Origin of the sequence: Pseudomonas sp. KK4 (genome assembly GCF_001984065.1) — a bacterium.
Lineage (GTDB): Bacteria > Pseudomonadota > Gammaproteobacteria > Pseudomonadales > Pseudomonadaceae > Aquipseudomonas.
This window is the reverse complement of sequence record NZ_LYVP01000110.1, coordinates 1-17,619: the sequence shown is the minus strand read 5'-3', so window position 1 is coordinate 17,619 and position 17,619 is coordinate 1. Positions and strand designations below refer to the sequence as shown.

At 61.7% G+C, this 17,619-nt stretch carries 16 protein-coding genes; 8 read left to right on the top strand and 8 right to left on the bottom strand.

The window, feature by feature from the left end; translation table 11 throughout:
- Window positions 1-69: 69 nt before the first annotated feature.
- Window positions 70-963, bottom strand: a complete 894-nt coding sequence (locus B0W55_RS24345; protein ID WP_077048461.1) for a LysR family transcriptional regulator — start codon at window positions 961-963, stop codon at window positions 70-72.
- Between the two features lie 130 nt (window positions 964-1,093).
- Between B0W55_RS24345 and B0W55_RS24340 the strand changes: the two genes are divergently transcribed.
- Complete coding sequence (locus tag B0W55_RS24340) at window positions 1,094-1,924, top strand: oxidoreductase (protein ID WP_077048460.1); 831 nt, start codon at window positions 1,094-1,096, stop codon at window positions 1,922-1,924.
- Window positions 1,925-2,111: 187 nt separating this feature from the next.
- Here the strand turns inward: B0W55_RS24340 and B0W55_RS24335 are convergent, their stop codons facing one another.
- Both B0W55_RS24335 and B0W55_RS24330 read right to left on the bottom strand, forming a co-directional pair.
- Complete coding sequence (locus B0W55_RS24335; RefSeq protein WP_256576388.1) at window positions 2,112-4,328, bottom strand: TonB-dependent siderophore receptor; 2,217 nt, start codon at window positions 4,326-4,328, stop codon at window positions 2,112-2,114.
- Between the two features lie 282 nt (window positions 4,329-4,610).
- Window positions 4,611-5,432, bottom strand: a complete 822-nt coding sequence (locus B0W55_RS24330) for a helix-turn-helix transcriptional regulator (protein WP_077048458.1) — start codon at window positions 5,430-5,432, stop codon at window positions 4,611-4,613.
- A 97-nt stretch (window positions 5,433-5,529) separates the two neighbouring features.
- On the opposite strand from B0W55_RS24330, the gene B0W55_RS24325 reads away from it, so the two are divergent.
- A complete protein-coding gene (locus B0W55_RS24325; protein ID WP_077048457.1) occupies window positions 5,530-6,486 on the top strand; it encodes a threonine dehydratase in 957 nt (318 codons plus the stop codon).
- A gap of 195 nt (window positions 6,487-6,681) precedes the next feature.
- Here B0W55_RS24325 and B0W55_RS24320 read toward each other — a convergent pair whose 3' ends face one another.
- Window positions 6,682-7,158, bottom strand: a complete 477-nt coding sequence (locus B0W55_RS24320) for a hemerythrin domain-containing protein (protein WP_077048456.1) — start codon at window positions 7,156-7,158, stop codon at window positions 6,682-6,684.
- A gap of 352 nt (window positions 7,159-7,510) precedes the next feature.
- Here B0W55_RS24320 and B0W55_RS24315 point away from each other — a divergent pair, with 352 nt between their 5' ends.
- On the top strand, window positions 7,511-8,323 hold the full coding sequence (locus B0W55_RS24315) for a carbon-nitrogen hydrolase family protein (protein WP_077048455.1): 813 nt from the start codon (window positions 7,511-7,513) through the stop codon (window positions 8,321-8,323).
- Between the two features lie 81 nt (window positions 8,324-8,404).
- Window positions 8,405-9,505, top strand: coding sequence for a polyamine ABC transporter substrate-binding protein (locus B0W55_RS24310; RefSeq protein WP_077048454.1), 1,101 nt, complete (start codon window positions 8,405-8,407; stop codon window positions 9,503-9,505).
- A gap of 392 nt (window positions 9,506-9,897) precedes the next feature.
- Here the strand turns inward: B0W55_RS24310 and B0W55_RS24305 are convergent, their stop codons facing one another.
- Entirely contained in the window at window positions 9,898-10,059 is a 162-nt protein-coding gene (locus B0W55_RS24305; RefSeq protein ID WP_077048453.1) for a DUF2986 domain-containing protein, read from the bottom strand.
- Window positions 10,060-10,231: 172 nt separating this feature from the next.
- On the opposite strand from B0W55_RS24305, the gene B0W55_RS24300 reads away from it, so the two are divergent.
- Window positions 10,232-10,966, top strand: a complete 735-nt coding sequence (locus B0W55_RS24300) for a tRNA (adenine(22)-N(1))-methyltransferase TrmK (RefSeq protein WP_305882528.1) — start codon at window positions 10,232-10,234, stop codon at window positions 10,964-10,966.
- Window positions 10,967-10,999: 33 nt separating this feature from the next.
- On the opposite strand, the gene B0W55_RS24295 is transcribed toward B0W55_RS24300, so the two are convergent.
- Window positions 11,000-11,740: a FadR/GntR family transcriptional regulator gene (locus B0W55_RS24295; protein ID WP_077048451.1), complete on the bottom strand. Its 741-nt coding sequence runs from the start codon at window positions 11,738-11,740 to the stop codon at window positions 11,000-11,002.
- Window positions 11,741-11,999: 259 nt separating this feature from the next.
- On the opposite strand from B0W55_RS24295, the gene B0W55_RS24290 reads away from it, so the two are divergent.
- Both B0W55_RS24290 and B0W55_RS24285 read left to right on the top strand, forming a co-directional pair.
- Window positions 12,000-13,106, top strand: a complete 1,107-nt coding sequence (locus B0W55_RS24290) for a mandelate racemase/muconate lactonizing enzyme family protein (protein ID WP_077048450.1) — start codon at window positions 12,000-12,002, stop codon at window positions 13,104-13,106.
- A 117-nt stretch (window positions 13,107-13,223) separates the two neighbouring features.
- A complete protein-coding gene (locus B0W55_RS24285) occupies window positions 13,224-14,165 on the top strand; it encodes an AEC family transporter (RefSeq protein WP_077048449.1) in 942 nt (313 codons plus the stop codon).
- A gap of 58 nt (window positions 14,166-14,223) precedes the next feature.
- On the opposite strand, the gene B0W55_RS24280 is transcribed toward B0W55_RS24285, so the two are convergent.
- Window positions 14,224-14,709, bottom strand: coding sequence for a PaaI family thioesterase (locus tag B0W55_RS24280; RefSeq protein ID WP_077048448.1), 486 nt, complete (start codon window positions 14,707-14,709; stop codon window positions 14,224-14,226).
- Between the two features lie 123 nt (window positions 14,710-14,832).
- Entirely contained in the window at window positions 14,833-16,536 is a 1,704-nt protein-coding gene (locus B0W55_RS24275) for an ABC transporter ATP-binding protein/permease (protein ID WP_077048447.1), read from the bottom strand.
- Window positions 16,537-16,735: 199 nt separating this feature from the next.
- Here B0W55_RS24275 and fhuF point away from each other — a divergent pair, with 199 nt between their 5' ends.
- Complete coding sequence (fhuF, locus tag B0W55_RS24270; RefSeq protein WP_083743224.1) at window positions 16,736-17,419, top strand: siderophore-iron reductase FhuF; 684 nt, start codon at window positions 16,736-16,738, stop codon at window positions 17,417-17,419.
- Window positions 17,420-17,619: the final 200 nt, after the last annotated feature.

Here is a 17,619-nt window from a genome sequence, read left to right as displayed (position 1 = left end):
CAATGCAGGTGTCGGCTGATACACCGCCTTCGCGAGCAAGCCCGCTCCCACAGGGGCCTGTGTTGTAGCTTACTGGCGCGCCGCCCGCACAAAATCGATGAACGCCTTGAGTGGCGCGGGTACGTGGCGGCGGCTTGGATAGTACAGGTGCAGGCCCGGGTAATAGGGGCACCAATCGGCCAGGACCTGAATCAGGCGTCCGTCGGCCAAATGTCCGGTGACGGAGCCTTCGAACACGTAGGCCATCCCCAATCCCTGCAGCGCCGGCCCGACCATCAGGCTCACGTCGCCCAGGGTCAGGGGGCCGCTGACTTCGATTTCCTGAGCGATACCGCCGCGTTCGAATTCCCAGCGATAAACAGTGCCGCTGGGAAACCGATGACGGATGCAGGGCAGGCCATGCAGGTCCTCGGGCTTGCGCGGGATCGGGTGTTGCTCGAAAAAGGCCGGGGAACCCACCACCACCGAGCGCAGGGTCGGCCCGATGGGCAGCGACACCATGTCCGCTTCCAGCCTGTTGCCAAATCGCACCCCGGCATCGAAGCCACCCGCGACTACATCCACCAAGGCGTCGCTTTCCACGATCTCCAGGCGGATGTCGGGATAGGCCTGCAGAAACTCACTGACGATCGGCAGCAGCACCCGTTCGCAAGCCTGGCGACCTGCCGTGAAACGCAGGTTGCCCGAGGGTTTGTCGCGGAAATGGTTGAGGTCTTCGAGGGCATCGTCGATGTCGCGAAAGGCCGGTTTGAGTCGCGCATACAGGCGTTCGCCGGCTTCGGTCAGGCCGACACTGCGGGTGGTGCGGTTGAACAGTCGCACCCCCAGGCGGTTTTCCAGGGTGCGCACCGAATGGCTGAGGGCAGAGGGTGTCAGCCCCAGTTCCACCGCAGCCCGGCTGAAATTCAGTTGGCTGGCCACGCAGAGAAAGGTTGAAAGATCGGCGGCGGAAGGGGATTTCAACTGTGAATGCCTTTCATAAAGCCATGCAAAATTATTGGGATTATCACATCAGTAGTGCAGATTTAAAGTTGCGTCAACTCATCAAGAAGGCCCGGCAATATCGCTCGGGTCGCTGACAGGAGGAGTTGACATGCGTACTTGGCTCATTACTGGCGCTTCCCGTGGTTTTGGCACTCTGATCGCAGAACACGCTCTGCGTGCCGGCGACGCGGTGATTGCAACGGCGCGTAAACCTGAAGAGGTCATCGCCAAACTGGGTGACCACCCGAACTTGCTGGCGGTACGTCTGGACGTGACTCGCGAGGAAGAAGCGCATCAGGCGGTGGCGCAAGGCATCAAGCGTTTCGGGCGCATCGATGTGCTGATCAACAATGCCGGGTTCGGCGTGCTGGGTGCGGTGGAAGAGACCAGCGCCAGCGAGACCGAGCGGCTGTTCGCCACCAACGTCTTCGGCCTGCTCAACGTGACCCGTGCCGTGCTGCCGCACATGCGTCGTCAGCGCTCGGGGCATGTGATCAATATCTCGTCCATCGGTGGTTACCAGGCCTATATGGGCTGGGGTGTGTATGGCTCGACCAAGTTCGCGGTGGAAGGCATCACCGAGGCGCTGCATCAGGAGCTGGCACCGCTGGGTATCCACGCCACCGTGGTGGAGCCGGGCTTCTTCCGCACGGACTTCCTCGATGAACAGTCGCTGGTGAAGACCGCGCTGGAACTCCCTGACTACGATGAAACGGTCGGCGCCATGCGCAAATATGCTGAGTCCGCCAACCACGCTCAGCCAGGGGACCCGGTGAAGTTTGCCGAGGCGATGCTGACCCTGGTCAATGCGCCGAAACCGCCGCAGCGACTGGCATTGGGTAGCGATACGATTGCGCGGATTGAAGGCAAGAATCGTCTGGTGGCGCAGGAGTTGGCCGATTGGAATGAACTGGCCCTGTCCACTGACTTCAAGGACTGATACCCCACCCGATAAAAAATCCGGCGCCCCTCACAGGGCCCCGGATTTTTTTCTACTAGTCCTTCCTGTGGGAGCGGGCTTGCTCGCGAAGGCGGCGTGTCAGTCAATGCATTTGTCAACTGGCACACCGCTTTCGCGAGCAAGCCCGCTCCCACAGGGTTTTGCGTTCGACCTCAATCAGGGTTTGTCAGAACCGGTACTTCGCCGAAGCCGTGAAGCTGCGCGGTGCGCCGTAGGTCAGGGCGCCGTAGGCGTCGAAGATGTCGAAGTACTTCTGGTCGGTGAGGTTGTCGGCGTTGATCTGCGCCGAGAGATTGTCGGTGATCTCGTAGCGGGCCATCAGGTTGACCAGTGCATAGGCATCCTGCTGGATCTTCTCCGAGTTGCCAGCCGGGTTGATGGCGTAGGTGTAGATCGAGTCCTGCCAGTTGACGCCGCCGCCGACGGTCAACTTGTTGAAAGCACCCGGCAGGCGATAGGTGGTGAAGGTGCGCAGCAACTTGGTCGGGTAAAGCGTGTTGACGTCGTCACCGTGGGCGTCTTCGGCCTTGAACTGGGTGTAGCCCACCGAGGCATTCCAGTCGGACGCCAGTTCGCCGGAAACCTCCAGTTCGAAACCCTTGCTGGTGGCGCCCTTGGTTGCCTCGTAGGCGAAGCCGCCGACAGGGTTGGACGGGTCGATCAGCGCGCCGGTGTTCTGGCCCAGATTTTCCTGTTTGATCTGGAAAATCGCCGCCGAGGCGTTCAGGCGACCCCCGAAGTATTCACCCTTGAGGCCCAATTCCCGGTTCTCGCCCACGATCGGGTCCAGTTCCTGGCCGTTGCGGTCGCGTACCGACTGCGGCAGGAAGATTTCGGTGTAGCTGGCATAGGCCGAGAGGTTGTCGGTGAGGTCGTAGACCACGCCGGCATAGGGTGTCAGCTCATGATCGACATCGGTCTTGCTCACTTCGGAGAAAATGTCGTCGCTGGTCTTTTCGTACCAGCTCTCGCGGGCACCGAGAATCACTTTCAGATCGTCGGTCACGTTCAAACGAGTCGCGGCATACAGCCCTTTCTGGCGGGTCTCGCTGTAACCGTAATCCGTACGCGGCCCCCAGATCGGCTCGGGGAAATGGCCGTTGTAGGCATCGAAATCGGCGACCCCGTCAAAGCCGTTCTGCGCATCGAGGGAATCGGCGTCGAACTTCTGCTTGCTGTCCACATACCCGAAGGCCACTTCGTGCTCGCGACCCAGCAGGGTGAAGGGGCCATTGAAGCGGATGCCGTAGTCGTCCTGGGTGGTCTCGGTCTTGTAGGTCGCCGGGAACGAGGACATGCCGGCGCTGCCGTTTCGCCCGGGATTGCCCGAGAGGTAGAGCAGGGACGAGTCGCCGCTGCGCTCGCCACGGTTGTAGCTCAGATGGACCTGCCAGTCGTTGGCGAAGGTGTGTTCGAGATTGATGAAATAGGTCTTGTAGGTGGTGTCCCACTTGCTCCAGTCGGCGGACGTTGTCTTCGAACGGCTCCAGTGGGTGCGGCTGCCATCGGCGTACCAGACCGGCAGGCCACCCCACATCGGCGAGTCGGCGTTGCTTTGCTGATGGCTCAAACCGAACCAGAGCGTGGTGTCCGGCGTCAGGTCGATGTCCATGGTGCCGTAGAGGGTCTGGCGCTTGTTCGAGTTCATGTCGACCCAGGTATTGCCGTCGTTGGTCTCGCCCACCAGACGCGCGCGGATCGTGCCTTCCTCGTTCAGCGCCGTGGACACATCGGCCTCCATGCCATAGGTGTCCCAGCTGCCGGCGCTCAGTTCCACCGAACCCTTGAGGTCCTTGCTGCTGGCGCGCTTGCGCACCATGTTGAGCGACGCGGACGGGTCGCCCGCACCGGTCATCAAACCGTTGGCGCCGCGGACCACTTCGACGCGGTCGTACATGGCCAGGCTGCTGAAAATCTCTCCCGAACTCCATGGCTGTTCATAGATGGTCGGCACGCCGTCGATCATCAGCGAATTGAGTTCAAAACCCCGGGCGTTGAACTGTGCGCGGCTGGTTTCGTAGCGATTGACCGAGACCCCGGTGGCGTTGTTGACCACGTCGAGGATGGTTTTAAGGTCCTGGTCCTGGATGCGCTGCTGGGTCATGACGCTGACCGACTGCGGCGTCTCGCGCAGCGACATGTTCAGCGGCGTGGCGGTGCGGGCGGATTCGGTGGTGTAGGAGTGGGTGTCTTCGGTGACGGCGCCCGGTTCGGGTGCGGCGGTCTCGGTGATGGCGATCGCGTCGAGGGTCAGGGCGCCTGCATGTCCAGTCTGCTCAGTCTGATCCGCTGCCTGCACGCAAGGTGCGGTGATGACGATCCCGGCAGCCAGCATGTGCACGGCCAGAGCCAGGGGGCGCAGGGCTGACGGTGTGCGGAGCATAACGGGAGTTTGGGGAAACAGAACGGTAGGAGCGGGCATGCGGACTCACATTAGAGGACGTTGTTAATGAGAATCCGTATCATACGCAATAGTGATCTGTTTCGAAATGAGTTAAATACTCATTTGAGATAAATTATCAAATGAGTCTCAATGGACAAGTGAAAAACCTGTGGGAGCGGGCTTGCCAGCGATTGCGGCGGCACCTCCGAAAAATTTTGGGGCTGCCACACCGTCATCGCGGGCAAGCCTCGCTCCTACACGTTCATGGGCGACTTCGGACTGCTAGCGGCTGCTGGAGTCTCTGCGCAATTGCGCCGGACTCACCCCCAGCCGCTGCTTGAACGCAGTCGCCATGTGCGCCTGGGAGTTGAAGCCGCAGGTGAGGGCGATCTGTGTCAGGGGCAGGGTGGCGTCGCGCATCAGGGCACGGGCCCGCGCCAGGCGGCGGTCGATCAGGTAGCTGTGGGGGCTCTTGCCGGTGGCGTGTTTGAACGCCCGGATGAAATAGCCTTCGGACAACCCCAGCACCTGCGCCATTGCCTGCACCCCCAGCGGGCCGTCGAGGCCGTCCTCGATGAACTCGTCGAGCAGGCGCATCCGGCTGCCGGTGATGGAGCCGCTGTGCGCTGTCGACGGTATCGACCCCGACTCGGCACGTTCGGCCAGCGCCAGGGCCCAGGCTTCCCAGTCGTCGTCCACCGACGTGCGCAGCAGCGCGCTGCGTATTCGCTGGGCAAGGGCGGTCGCCTGCGGATCGATGCGATTGTTGAAGGCGTGGTCGCCGCGCAACGGCAGGCCGTCGGTGCGGATCACCCGCAGGTATTCGCCGCCCGATGGGGATTCGGACAGCACGTCACAGCCGATGGGTACGAACGCCAGGCCGTTGGGCAGGGCCAGGAAAGGTTGCACCCGGTCACTGCCGATCGCGTGTACGCCGCGCTGGCTGTCGAAGGCAAAGCCGATCGCCGATTGGCGCGCCACATAGCGGGTGGCATAGGCCGAACCGGGCAGCAATTCGATCGCCCATGGCCCGGCCTCGACACGGCGCACCGGTTCGGCGGGAGGGGGCGATGGCGGGCGGTTGCGCTGGCTCATGCCCACCATAGTAGTGAAGCGCCGGGGTAAAAGTCAGGTCAGTTTTCTGAAAGCCAGCCTGCACCCCCCGCGCCTAGACTGGGGAAAAACCTCAAGGAGCTTGCCCATGCAAACACTGACCCGCGTTGATCTCGAACAGGCTGCCCGCCAGGTTTACCAGGTGATGCCGGCCACCGCCCAGTACGCCTGGCCCTTGCTGGCCGAACGTCTGGGCTGCACGGTGTGGGTCAAGCACGAAAACCACACGCCGACCGGTGCCTTCAAGGTGCGCGGCGGTATTACCTTCATGCACTGGCTCAAAGGTGCACACCCGCAGGTCAAGGGCATTGTCACCGCCACCCGCGGCAACCATGGCCAGAGCCTGGCACTGGCGGCCGGCGCCCTGGGGTTGCGGGCGTTGATCGTAGTGCCTGAGGGCAACTCAGTGGAGAAGAACCAGGCCATGCGCGGCTTCGGCGGCGAAGTGGTGGAATATGGCCGCGACTTCGACGAGGCCCGGGAAGAGGCCGCGCGCCTGGCGAAACTGCACGATCTGTATCTGGTGCCGCCGTTCCACAGCGAACTGGTCAAGGGCGTGGCCACTTACGCGCTGGAATTGTTCGACGCGGCACCTGAGCTGGACACCGTCTACGTGCCGATTGGCTGCGGCTCGGGGATCTGCGCGGTGATCGCCGCCCGCGATGCGCTGGGGCTGGACACCGACGTGGTGGGCGTGGTGTCCACCGAGGCGGCAGCCGCCAAACTGTCGTTCGACGGCGGCGAAATCTGCGAAACCCCCTCGGCCAACACCTTCGCCGACGGCCTGGCGGTGCGCAAACCGATTCCCGAAGCCTTCGCCGTGTACGCGGCCGGCGCGGCACGGATCGTCTCGGTCAGCGACGCACAGATCGCCGAAGCCATGCGCGTGTACTACACCGACACCCACAACCTCGCCGAGGGCGCAGGCGCGGCGGCATTGGCGGCGTTGATGCAGGAGCGGGAGAGCATGCAGGGGAAAAAGGTAGGGGTGGTGCTGTCGGGGGGGAATGTTGATCGATCGGTGTATGCCAAGATCATCGCGTAAGCCTCGCGAATCACCTGCACTGCTTCCCACTACAAATTCCGCGAACGAAGCAAAACAACCGTTTGCGCGAACAACGCAAACTCCCTGTAGGAGCGAGCTCGCTCGCGATGGACTAAAGAACGCCGCAGGGCATCAGGCAACCCGCGTAATCATTCACGTCCATCGCGAGCGAGCTCGCTCCTACAGGGTAGGGTGTCAGGCTGCCATATGGCTGGCTGCCCAGTCCTTTTTGTAGCTGGCTTTCATGGCTTCCATCTGTGCGCCCAGGTCATCGAGTTTGGCTTTGCCCAGCAGTTTTTTCGCCTGTGGGAACATCTCGGTTTCTTCTTCCTCGATGTGGTGCTCGAGCAACTCCTTGACCACCTTCACGCGTCCGGAAAATTCCGGGGTGCCGGGGTCGGTCTGTTTCAGGTCGGGCAATACCAGCGAGTCTACGGTGCGGTGTTCTTCCTTGGCTTCGAAATACATGATGTCCTGTTCCTTGGCCCCGGCTTCCTTGAACGCGGGGTAGAGGATTTCTTCCTCGAGCTTGGTGTGGATGGAAATTTCCATCTCCAGCTTGTCCAGCAATTCCACGCGTTTCTTGGTGGCTCTCTCGGTCGACTCGCTCAACTGGGCAAGGATGGCTTTGACTTTTTGGTGGTCGGCTTTCAGAAGGTCGATGGCGTTCATGTGTGCTGCCTCAAATGGCGAAGGATTGAATACCCCAGCGGTAAGCGCTGAGTTGTCCTCGTGGTCTGTCGCATTTCCTGTGCCAATCACCCGCCGCGCAAAACCTCCATGCAAACAGAGACTTGCGGCGCAACACCGAAACCTGTGGCATGCAGTCTGCAAGAACGGCCCTTCAAAACCTTGCAGATAACCGGATAAGTGCAGAAGGCCAGCATCCGTCCATCGCGTTCTACCCCCCAGGGGGTACTCATTCTGAGGAATAGGAAGTTGCAGCCCGATCCGCATACTGGATTGGCCTTTGGCGACAGTCATCCGCTTCCTGGCCGGGACGCTTTACCTGAAAGGTCTGACAATGAAACTTGAACTCGTACAGATGGCGGGCCGCGATGGCGATGTCGCGGACAACTTGGCGTGCATCCTGCGGGCGATTGCCGAGTGCGCGCCGGGCACCGACATCGTGATGTTCCCCGAGGCGCAGATCACCGGTTTTCTCAATCGGGACAATATCGCCCAGCTTGCCGAGCCGATTGACGGCCCCTGCATGCAGGCGATCTGCGCGGCGGCCCGTGCCCGGGATGTCGGGGTGGTGGTGGGCTTGATCGAGCGCGAGGGCGAATGCTTCTACAACACGCTGTCGTTCATCACCCCGCAAGGCGTGGCGCTGAGTTATCGCAAGACTCACCTGTGGGTCGGCGAACCGGGCCTGGTGCTGCCGGGGGATCGTTTTTCGACGGTGCTCTGGCGCGGCGTGCGGATCGGGCTGTTGATCTGCTACGACATCGAGTTCCCGGAAAGTGCCTGTGCGCTGGCGACGCTTGGTGCAGAACTGATCCTGATCGCCGACGGCAACATGGAACCCTACGCTCACGTGCACCACACCGCCGTCGCTGCCCGGGCGCAGGAAAACCAGGTGTTTGCCGCCATGGTCAACCGGGTCGGCGAAGGCAGCGGCGAAGTGTTCGCCGGGGGCAGCACCGTGGTCGATCCATTCGGCCAGCGTTTGTTCGAGGCCGGGTCGCAAGCCTGTCGACATGTTGTGGAACTGGACATGACCCGAATCGCCCCGGCCCGCGCGCTCTACGACTATCGCGCGGAAAAACGCCTGCACCTGCGCGGATCTTTCAGCGAGCAGCCCGACGGTCGCCGTGAGTTGCTGATTCCCTGAGTGGCGCCGGCTGTTTCGATTTCCAACAAGAACAATAAGCGGCGGGTGGCCCATCGAAGGCCGATCCGTCAGGAGCACCCCATGAAATGTCCGCGTTTGCTGCACTCCGTTCTGTTCACCGCCTGCGGGTTGGCCATGGGCGCCAGTTGGGCCGATGCCCCGAGTGTGAACCTGTACAACTGGTACGACTTCATTGCCCCGGAGGCGCCGAAGGACTTCCAGAAAGAGACCGGCACCCCCATGGTCCTCGATACGTTTGACAGCGCTGAAGTCATGCAAAGCAAATTGATGGTGGGCCGCACCGGCTACGACGTGGTGGTCGTGACCAACAGCGCGCTGCCCAACCTGATCAAGGCCGGCGTACTGCAGGAGCTCGACAACAGCCAACTGGGCAATCGCTCGAACCTTGATCCGGAGATCCTCGCCAAGGTGGCGCAGAACGATCCCGGCAACCGCTACGCAATCCCCTATATGTGGGGCACCACGGGCATCGGCTACGACGTGGAGCAGGTGACCAAGGTGCTGGGCGCGGCGGCGCCGGTGGATTCCTGGGACCTGATCTTCAAGGAAGAGAACATCGCCAAACTCAGTCAGTGCGGGGTCGCGATGCTCGATTCTCCCGGCGAGATCATCCCGATCGCCTTGCACTACCTCGGCTTGCCGCCGGACAGCCAGAGCCCCGAGGACTATGCCAAGGCCGAGGCGTTGCTGCTGAAAATCCGCCCGTACATCACCTACTTCGATTCGTCGCGGTTCATCACCGACCTGGCCAACGGCAACATCTGCGCGGTCGTGGCCTGGTCGGGCGGGGTGCATGACGCCCAGGTTGCCGCCGAACGCTCGAAGAACGGCCGCCAGTTGATCTATCGCATTCCCCGTGAAGGCTCATCGGTGTGGGTGGAAAACCTGGTGCTGCTCAAGGACGCCCCGCATCCAGAGCAGGGCATGAGCTTCATCAACTACATGCTGCGCCCGCAGATCATCGCCAACAGCACCAACTACCTGGGCTACCCCAACGGCAACAAGAACGCCACGGCCCTGGTCGATGAAAGCTTGAGGAACAACCCGAACGTCTACCCCTCGGCGGCGACCCTGGCCACCCTGTTCCCCTCCCAGCCACTGCCGCTCAAGGCCGAGCGGATTCGGACGCGGGTGTGGAGCAAGGTTAAAAGCGGGACTTGAGGTTTTGCGGGTTCTTCTGCAGTTGCCGTAGGGAGCCTGGCGCCACAGGAATGGTGGCGGGCCGGCTGCCTGATTTCTGCTGCGCTGCTTTTGTGGTGAGGGGATAATTGCGTGCCTTGCACCGGGTTTCTGTGGTGGCTGCTTTTGTGGCGAGGGGATAGTTGCGGGCCTTGCACCGGGTTTCTGTGGTGGCTGCTTTTGTGGCGAGGGGATAGTTGCGGGCCTTGCACTGGGTATCTGTGGTGGCTGCTTTTGTGGCGAGGGAGCTTGCTCCCGTCCGGCTGCGCAGCAGTCGTAAAGCCTACGTATGCGGTGTGACTGAAGGAATGCGATGGCAGGTTTTGGGGCCGCTTCGCAGCCCAGCGGGGATGAATCCCCTCACTACAGGATGATCAGCTCTCAGACGTAACGGCTGATTCCTGACTGGCCTCAGCCTCAAGTTTGGCGCGGTCAGCCTTGCTGATGTATTTGGTTTTGCTTTTCGGTGCCAGTTTGGCGCTGGCCTTTTTGGCATTGGCCTTTAACAGCTGGTTTATCTTTTTACGGCGGTTCATTTTTTGGGTCTCGGTGGTCAACGGGCGAATGATATCAGCTTGGAAAGATCCGGTTGCTAAAGGTCGCGCCGTGGACCTTGTCGCATAAATTTGAAATGCGCGGCGTTGCCCGACAGAATCGCGCCCCGGTCCGGTCAAGATGCCGGGCATGGGTAGGGAAAAGGGGCGGCAGTTGAACGAACAGACATTGTCCATGCGCCTGGAGCGTGTGGCGGCCCATGTGCCGGCCGGGGCGCGATTAGCGGACATCGGCTCGGATCATGGTTACCTGCCGGTGGCCTTGATGCGCCGTGGCGACATCACCGCGGCGGTGGCCGGCGAGGTGGCTGACACGCCGTTTCGGGCGGCCCAGCGCACCGTGCGCGACAACGGCCTGCAGCGATGGATCACCGTGCGGCTGGCCAATGGCCTGGCGGCGATCGAGCCGAGCGACGGGATCACGGCGATCAGTATCTGCGGCATGGGCGGCGAGACCATCCGTGACATCCTCGACAGCGGCAAGACCCGCCTTGGTGGCCAGGAGCGCCTGATCCTGCAGCCCAACGGCGGCGAGCAGCCGCTGCGCCAATGGCTCATGGACCACCACTACCGCATCCTCAGCGAGGAAGTGCTGCGGGAAAACCGCTTCGACTATGAAATCATCGTCGCCGAGCGCGACGGCCCGGTGCTGTACAGCCCTGAGCAGTTGTACTTCGGCCCGCTGCAAATGCAGGCCCGCACGCCAGCCTTCCTCGACAAATGGCAGCGCCGGTTGCGCCAGAAACAACGGACCCTGAACAACTTCGCCAAGGCGCAACAGGCCGTGCCCGAAGCTACCGTGCAGGCCATCGCCCGGCAGGTGTGGTGGATCAGTGAGCTATTGGCATCCCCTACGGTTGAGCGAAAAGAACAACCTGATCGCTTGTAGAACAATGAAACAACACTGCACCGAAGCCGAATCTCAGAAAAAGTTGATCTCATAACCGAAGCGCGAGGCGGCGGCGACGATGTGCTGGCCCATGATCTGTCGTGCCGCCGAGGCATTGCGGTCGGTCAGCGCCTGCACCAGTTCCTCATGCTCGCCACGGGCCGCATGGGGAATGTCGCTGTACACCGGACCGCGGCGCGCGAAGTTCAGGGTGATCAACGCCCGCATCGGCTCCAGCACCGTTCGAATCATCGTCTCCAGGTAATCATTGCCCGACGCGGCGGCCACCGCCCGGTGGAAGTCCAGATCCGCATTGACCGTATCCAGCGTCGGCTCGCCTTCGTATTGCATGCGCAGCACCGCCGCCTGAATCGTCTTCAACTTTTGCACGGTCATGTGCGAAGCCGCCAGCGCCGCGGCCTGGCTCTCCAGCACGGCCCGTACTTCGAACATGTTGCGGATGGTGTTGTCGCCGTCCAGCATCGGCTCGCTTGCCCGCCGCGCGGCAGGTACCGGCTCTGGCGATGGCGTCTGGGCGGCGACGAACACGCCCACGCCCTGGCGCGACTGGATCAAGCCCTGGGCTCGAAGGGTGGCGATGCCCTCGCGCACCACGTTGCGACTGACGCCGAAGTTCTGTGAAAGAAATTGCTCGGTGGGCAGACGGTCGCCCGGCCGCAGTCGGCCGGAGGCAATCTCGTCGCTCAACGAACGGGCAATGTGCTCGGCCAGATGAGGTCGCCGTGCGACGGGTTGCAGGTTCATTTCACTCATTCTTTTTTCTCCCCTCACTTGTCTGGTTAATCTACATCAGAAGACTTGTTCCACCCAGTTAAAACTGAAATTCCTCAATCGCATTAAATTAAAATCCAATAAAATCAATGGTTTGATACCTAAGGTTGTTAAAGCGCGCAAAAAAGCACAAGTTGTTCAGTTGAAGGACAACAGAACGTCATGTACGTTGTCTTCAACCTGACGCGGGCAAAGTCCAAGAAAACCGCGTCATCCTGCAACCCGCTCGAGGCGCCTTCCCATGAAAATTGCCAGCATTGAAACCATTCCACTGCGTATTCCCTTCACCACGGGTGGCAAGTCGGCCGGTGGGGTATGGGGGCCGAAAGACCTGCAGATGGTCGATTCCCTGGTGGTCAAGATCACCACCGATGACGGCATCGTCGGTTGGGGCGAGACCTTCGGCTTCACGGCGATCCCGTCGGTGAAAGTGGTGATCGACAACATCCTTGCGCCTGAGCTGATCGGCAGTGATGTCACCCGGCGGGAAAAACTGCAGGGCGATCTGCAGAAGAAATTCCACGTCTTCGGTCGCAGTGGCGCGTTCATCTATGGCCTGTCGGCGATCGATATCGCACTGTGGGACATCGCTGGCAAAGCCGCCGGTCAACCGGTCTATCAACTGCTGGGGGGCAGCGAAGCCACGTCGCTTGCAGCCTATGCCAGCCTGATCCGCTACGCCGACGCTGAGCTCATTCGCACCAACGTGCGGCGCGCCGTCGACAGCGGCTTCAAACACCTCAAGCTGCACGAGGTCGATCCCGACGTCATCCGCGCCGCGTGTGAAGCCGCCGGCCCCGGGGTGGAAATCACCCTCGACGTCAACGCCCCATGGACCGTGCGCGAAGCATTGGACATGACCGAGAAACTGCGTCCGTTGAACCTGCGCTGGATCGAAGAGCCGGTGTGGCCACCGGAGGACTACTCGGGGATCGCTCGGGTGCGCAGGCAGGGCGGCATTCCTGTGGCGGCCGGCGAGAACGCCTCGACACTGATGGACTTCCAGCACTTGCTTGAAGCCGGCGCGGTGGATTTCGTGCAGCCGAGCCCGGCGAAAATGGGCGGCATCACCGAGCTGCAAAAAGTCTACGCGCTGGCCAACGCCCACGGCGTCACCGTGATGGTTCACGCCTTCTATGACGGCCCGGGCCTGCTGGCCGCCGTGCATGGCAGTGCGGCCCTGGGCGGGGCCAAGTCACTGGTGGAGTGGCGTTACTTCGATCTCGAAGCGCAGCTCTATGGCGACGCGATCATTCCGCGCAATGGTCGCATCGACGTACCGCAAGGGCCAGGCCTGGGCATCGAGCCAAACCCGGACGTGATCCGCGACTACCGCTTCAAACCCTGACCGTAGCGGCCATCTGGCCAACGCCGCGTTGATCGACGCCCACGCGACAGCTTTCCCGTGGGCCTCGATCGGCCACCGACGACATTCTTGATAAAAATAAATACGAGGATTGAGCACATGTTTGACAGAATCGTAGGCCCCATCTTGCCCGTCGCTTTCGTGATCGCGCTGGGTTTCATCGCCGGCAAGCGCGGTCGGCTGACCCAGTCGGACAGCCTGTTGATCAGCCGGCTGGTGCTGGGCTGGATCTTCCCGGCGCTACTGTTTGTCGGCATGGCGAGTACGCCGCGCGAGCAGTTGTTCGACTTCAAGTTCATCGTCGCCACGTTCATCGGCATCATGGGCATGTACACCATGGCGCTGGCGATCGGTTGGTTCACCACGCGCAATCTGAAAGTCGCGACGCTCAAGGGCTTCGTCAACGGCTATCCGGACGCGGCGTTCATGGGGATTCCGATCCTCGCCGCGATGTACGGGGCGGGCAGCATCTATTCGGTGCTGGTGCTGAACCTGGTCGCCAGCCTGGTGATGATCCCGCTGACCACCATGTTGCTGACCATCGCCGATGGCAAGGGCAGTGGCACCCAGGCGTTCGTGTCGAGCCTGTCGGGTGCGGTTCGCCGGCCACTGATGTGGGCACCTGCGCTGGGCATTGTGCTGTCGCTGCTGCAGGTCAAGCTGCCGCCGCTGGCCGCCGAATCGCTCACGCTGCTGGGCAAGGCAACGCCAGGGGTGTCCCTGTTGTGCCTGGGGCTGATCATGTCCTCCGAAAAACTGAAGATGTCGGGGGAGGTGTGGGGCAACCTGGGGCTCAAGCTGTTCATCCACCCGGTGCTGATGTTCGCGGCCACGGTGTTGCTGGGGACGCATGGCCTGTACGCACAACAGATGATCCTGCTTTGCGCGCTGCCCTCGGCGACGATCCCGGCGATGTTCGCCAACCAGACTGGCGCTTATCAGAGTGAAGCGGCGACTTCGATCCTGGTCAGTACCGTGCTGTCGATCGTGACGTTTTCCTTTGCGATCTATTTGATCGATGGCGGGCTGGCTGCAGCCTGACGCTCGGACTGCATCTCTGTGCAGGAGCCGCCTGCGGCAGCTCCTGCCGTTCACGGCGTCAGCGCCCGTGCGCCGCATCGGCCAGTTGCCCGGTATCGACCCGGACGAACACCGAATCGCCTACCGCCGTCAGCACCTCACCGGCATAAACCTCGCAGATGACGCGGGTCTTGCGACCGACATCTCCTTCGACTTTCGCCCGCAGCGTCAGCGGTACGCCCATCGGGGTCGGCTTGATGAACTTGATGCCCAGGCTGCCGGTGACGCAGTTGATGCGCGGCAGGCTGGCGGCGTCGCGCTGTTCGGCGCGGTAGTGGTAGGCCATGGCCGTCCAGTTGGAATGGCAGTCGACCAGCATCGCGATCAGGCCGCCGTAGACCAGGTCCGGCCAGCCGCAATACTTGGCATCGGGCACGTGCTCGGCCATGACGTGCACGCCGTCCTCGTGCCAGAAGCTTTTGACGTGCAGCCCTTGGGGATTGCGGCCGCCGCAGCCGTAGCACACGCCGTCGGGCGCGGCGGTGTCTTGCAGGGAAGTGGACATGCCTTGGGTTCCTTGTAGGAGCGAGCAGGCTCGCGATGGTGGTCAGCGATGACGCGGGAAGCCTGAATCACCGCGGCGGTCTCGGGTTTTTCGCGAGCTCGCTCCTACGGATTTTGGTCTACATCAAACCGGCTGTTCAACCTTGCGATGCACCCATCGTGCCTCGCTCTGCAACTCCAGCACCTGCCAGTGAAAGCGCTCCATTGAGGCATTGTGGCCGACGCTGATCAGGATGGTATCCGGCAAACTCTGTTTGAGCAGTTGATAGCAGCGCGCTTCGTTGACCGCGTCCAGCGCCGAACTGCTCTCGTCGAGAAACAGCACGGTGGGGCGGGCGAGCAGGGCGCGGACGAAGGCGCAGCGTTGCTGCTCGCCCACGCTCAGGGTCTGCGACCAGTCCCGTTCTTCATCCAGATGTTCGCTCAAGTGTTGCAGGCCGACGTGCTGCATGTGCAGGTGCAACGCGCCGTCAGCGTCAATGTCCGGCGGGTTGGGGTACCACAGCGCTTCGCGCAGACTGCCCAGCGGCAAGTAAGGCTTTTGCGAAAGGGTCAGGGCACGTTCGCGGTCGTAGCTGGCCGAACCACGGGCATGGGGCCACAGCCCGGTGAGGGTGCGAATCAAGGTCGATTTGCCGTAGCCGGACGGTGCGCTGATCAGCAGGCTGTCGCCGGGTTCCAGTGACAGGTTGAAGCGATCGAGCAGACGCCGGCCATTGGGCAGCCAGATGTCCAGATCCTTGATGTGCAAGCCATCGGACTGCTGACCGACGACGACATCGGACTTGATCTCGACTGTGTCCAGACGCTCCTGGAAACCGATCAGACGATCGATCACCGACCGCCACGCTGACAGCTCCGGGAACACTTCCACCAGGTAAGCGATGGCCGAGTGCACCTCGCCGAAGGCGGCGCTGATCTGGGTCAGGCGGCCGAGGGGAAAGGCGCCGGCGAAAAACTGCGGGGCCATGATGAACATTGGGATGACCGTGGCACTGCGCAGATAGAAGGTCGAGTAGCCCATGATCAGCTTCTGTTTTTTCACCAGCGCCCAGAAGTTCTCCAGCGCCGCTTCCAGGCGATGGTTGAAGCGGGTGTTTTCCACCGCTTCACCCCGGTACAGCGCCACCGAATCGGCGTTTTCCCGCAGGCGCATCAGCGAGAAGCGAAAGTCCGCTTCGCGCCGCTGTTGCATGAAGTTCAGGTGAGGCAACGCGCGTCCCAGCCAGAACGCCAGGCCGGTGCCCAGCAGGGCGTAGACCAGGGCGATCCACACCAGCAACCCCGGAATCACCACCGACTGATCGCCGAACGGCACGCTGACCAGGCTGGAGGCCTGCCACAGGATGTGCAGGAAGGAAAACAGCGACACCACCGATGTCATCAGGCCCAGGCTAAGCTTGAGCGACTTGACGATGAACAGGTCGACGTCTTCGGCGATCCGCTGATCAGGGTTGTCGACCTCGGTTTCGGTGAGCTTGAGCTTCTGGTATCGCTGGCTGCCCAGCCATTGCCCGAGGAGGTTGCGGGTGGCCCAGCGACGCCAGCGCAGGGTGAGTTTCTGCTGGAAGTGAAACGCGCCCATGGTGAACGCGGCCAGGCCCATCTGCAGCAGGATGAACTGGAAACTGCCGATGATGAAGCCAGGGTAATCCAGGGCCTGCAAGGCATTGTAGAAATGCAGGTTCCAGAAGTTGTTGAGTATGTTGACCCCCACCAGGCACAGGTTCATCAGCACGGTGGCCACGAGCAACAGCAAGGCCGGGTACTTTTGTTCGCTAGCCCAGAAGGGCCTTGCCAGACGCCAGAAATTGCGAAGAGTATGCATGTGGTCTTGATGAGCCCGGTCGCAAGCGACGTTGAGTTTGCAAGTGAGGGAGGATACGATCGGCCAATGCTAATCGTTTGCATTCATTAGGGAAAGCCACGGGAGTCCCGCCATCGAATTTCCACAATGGCTCAGCCAGGCCTGGCCCCCCATTCAGCGGGTCATCAGCGATCAATCCAGTGGGCAGCCTTGCGTTTCCTTGAATCGACTCGCCGACCCTGCGGTGTTGCAACCATTGTTAGGCCGGTTCGCCTTGCTCTACCCGGGGGTGAACCGTGCGGCGGTGGTTTCGCAATGGTCGATGAATTACATGAGCATCGTGCTGCCGGCCACGTTGGCTTGTGTCCTGACGCGTCATGGCGCGATCGATTTCTGGAGCGATGAGTTCGTGCTGTTCCACGATGACGGGCAGCCCCGGGCATTGGGCCTGGTCGATCCGTTGCCCGCACTGGCAGCTCAAGACCGCGCCGATTACTGGTCACGGTTGATTCATCAACACCTGACGCCGTTGTTCGCGACCCTCGCCGCCGCCGGTGGCTTGGCCCCGAAAATACTGTGGGGCAACATGGTCGCGATCTGGGACGGTGCTTTCGCCAGAATGGATGCCGACCTGTCGCGGGACGGCTTTGCCGAGGCGCACCGTTGGCTGGAACCGGTCACGGTGAATGACGGACGCCTGAAGTTGCGGGGGCTGCAACGCATGGTCGAATCGCCCGCACCGCAGGTTGTTGCGCAACTGCCGCTGCGTCGCCATTGCTGCCTGCATTATCAGTTGCACGAGCAGGTGGAGGGGGAGCCGCTGGTGCTCTGTGAGTCCTGCCCGAAACTGCATCGCCTGCCGGTGGCGGAGCAGGTGAGTTATCTGCATTACATCTATGAGTAGGGCTGAGGCCCGTTGTGGGAGCGGGCTTGCTCGCGAAGGCTGAGTGTCAGGCGCGGTGGATGTTGAGGGTGTACCTATCCATTGCTGCGGTAACGAGCACGGAGCACCTCAAGATCAACATCAAAAGCCAGGCGAGGCGGCCTTCGAGCCGACTTTTCTGTAGGAGCGAGCATGCTCGCGATGGACGTTAACGATGACGA

Excerpts from the sequence above, each read along its gene's own strand:
- B0W55_RS24340 (WP_077048460.1), top strand. The coding sequence starts at position 1,094 with ATGCGTACTTGGCTCATTACTGGCGCTTCCCGTGGTTTTGGCACTCTG.
- B0W55_RS24335 (WP_256576388.1), bottom strand. The coding sequence starts at position 4,328 with ATGCTCCGCACACCGTCAGCCCTGCGCCCCCTGGCTCTGGCCGTGCAC.
- B0W55_RS24330 (WP_077048458.1), bottom strand. The coding sequence starts at position 5,432 with ATGGTGGGCATGAGCCAGCGCAACCGCCCGCCATCGCCCCCTCCCGCC.
- B0W55_RS24325 (WP_077048457.1), top strand. The coding sequence starts at position 5,530 with ATGCAAACACTGACCCGCGTTGATCTCGAACAGGCTGCCCGCCAGGTT.
- B0W55_RS24320 (WP_077048456.1), bottom strand. The coding sequence starts at position 7,158 with ATGAACGCCATCGACCTTCTGAAAGCCGACCACCAAAAAGTCAAAGCC.
- B0W55_RS24315 (WP_077048455.1), top strand. The coding sequence starts at position 7,511 with ATGAAACTTGAACTCGTACAGATGGCGGGCCGCGATGGCGATGTCGCG.
- B0W55_RS24310 (WP_077048454.1), top strand. The coding sequence starts at position 8,405 with ATGAAATGTCCGCGTTTGCTGCACTCCGTTCTGTTCACCGCCTGCGGG.
- B0W55_RS24305 (WP_077048453.1), bottom strand. The coding sequence starts at position 10,059 with ATGAACCGCCGTAAAAAGATAAACCAGCTGTTAAAGGCCAATGCCAAA.
- B0W55_RS24295 (WP_077048451.1), bottom strand. The coding sequence starts at position 11,740 with ATGAGTGAAATGAACCTGCAACCCGTCGCACGGCGACCTCATCTGGCC.
- B0W55_RS24290 (WP_077048450.1), top strand. The coding sequence starts at position 12,000 with ATGAAAATTGCCAGCATTGAAACCATTCCACTGCGTATTCCCTTCACC.
- B0W55_RS24285 (WP_077048449.1), top strand. The coding sequence starts at position 13,224 with ATGTTTGACAGAATCGTAGGCCCCATCTTGCCCGTCGCTTTCGTGATC.
- B0W55_RS24280 (WP_077048448.1), bottom strand. The coding sequence starts at position 14,709 with ATGTCCACTTCCCTGCAAGACACCGCCGCGCCCGACGGCGTGTGCTAC.
- B0W55_RS24275 (WP_077048447.1), bottom strand. The coding sequence starts at position 16,536 with ATGCATACTCTTCGCAATTTCTGGCGTCTGGCAAGGCCCTTCTGGGCT.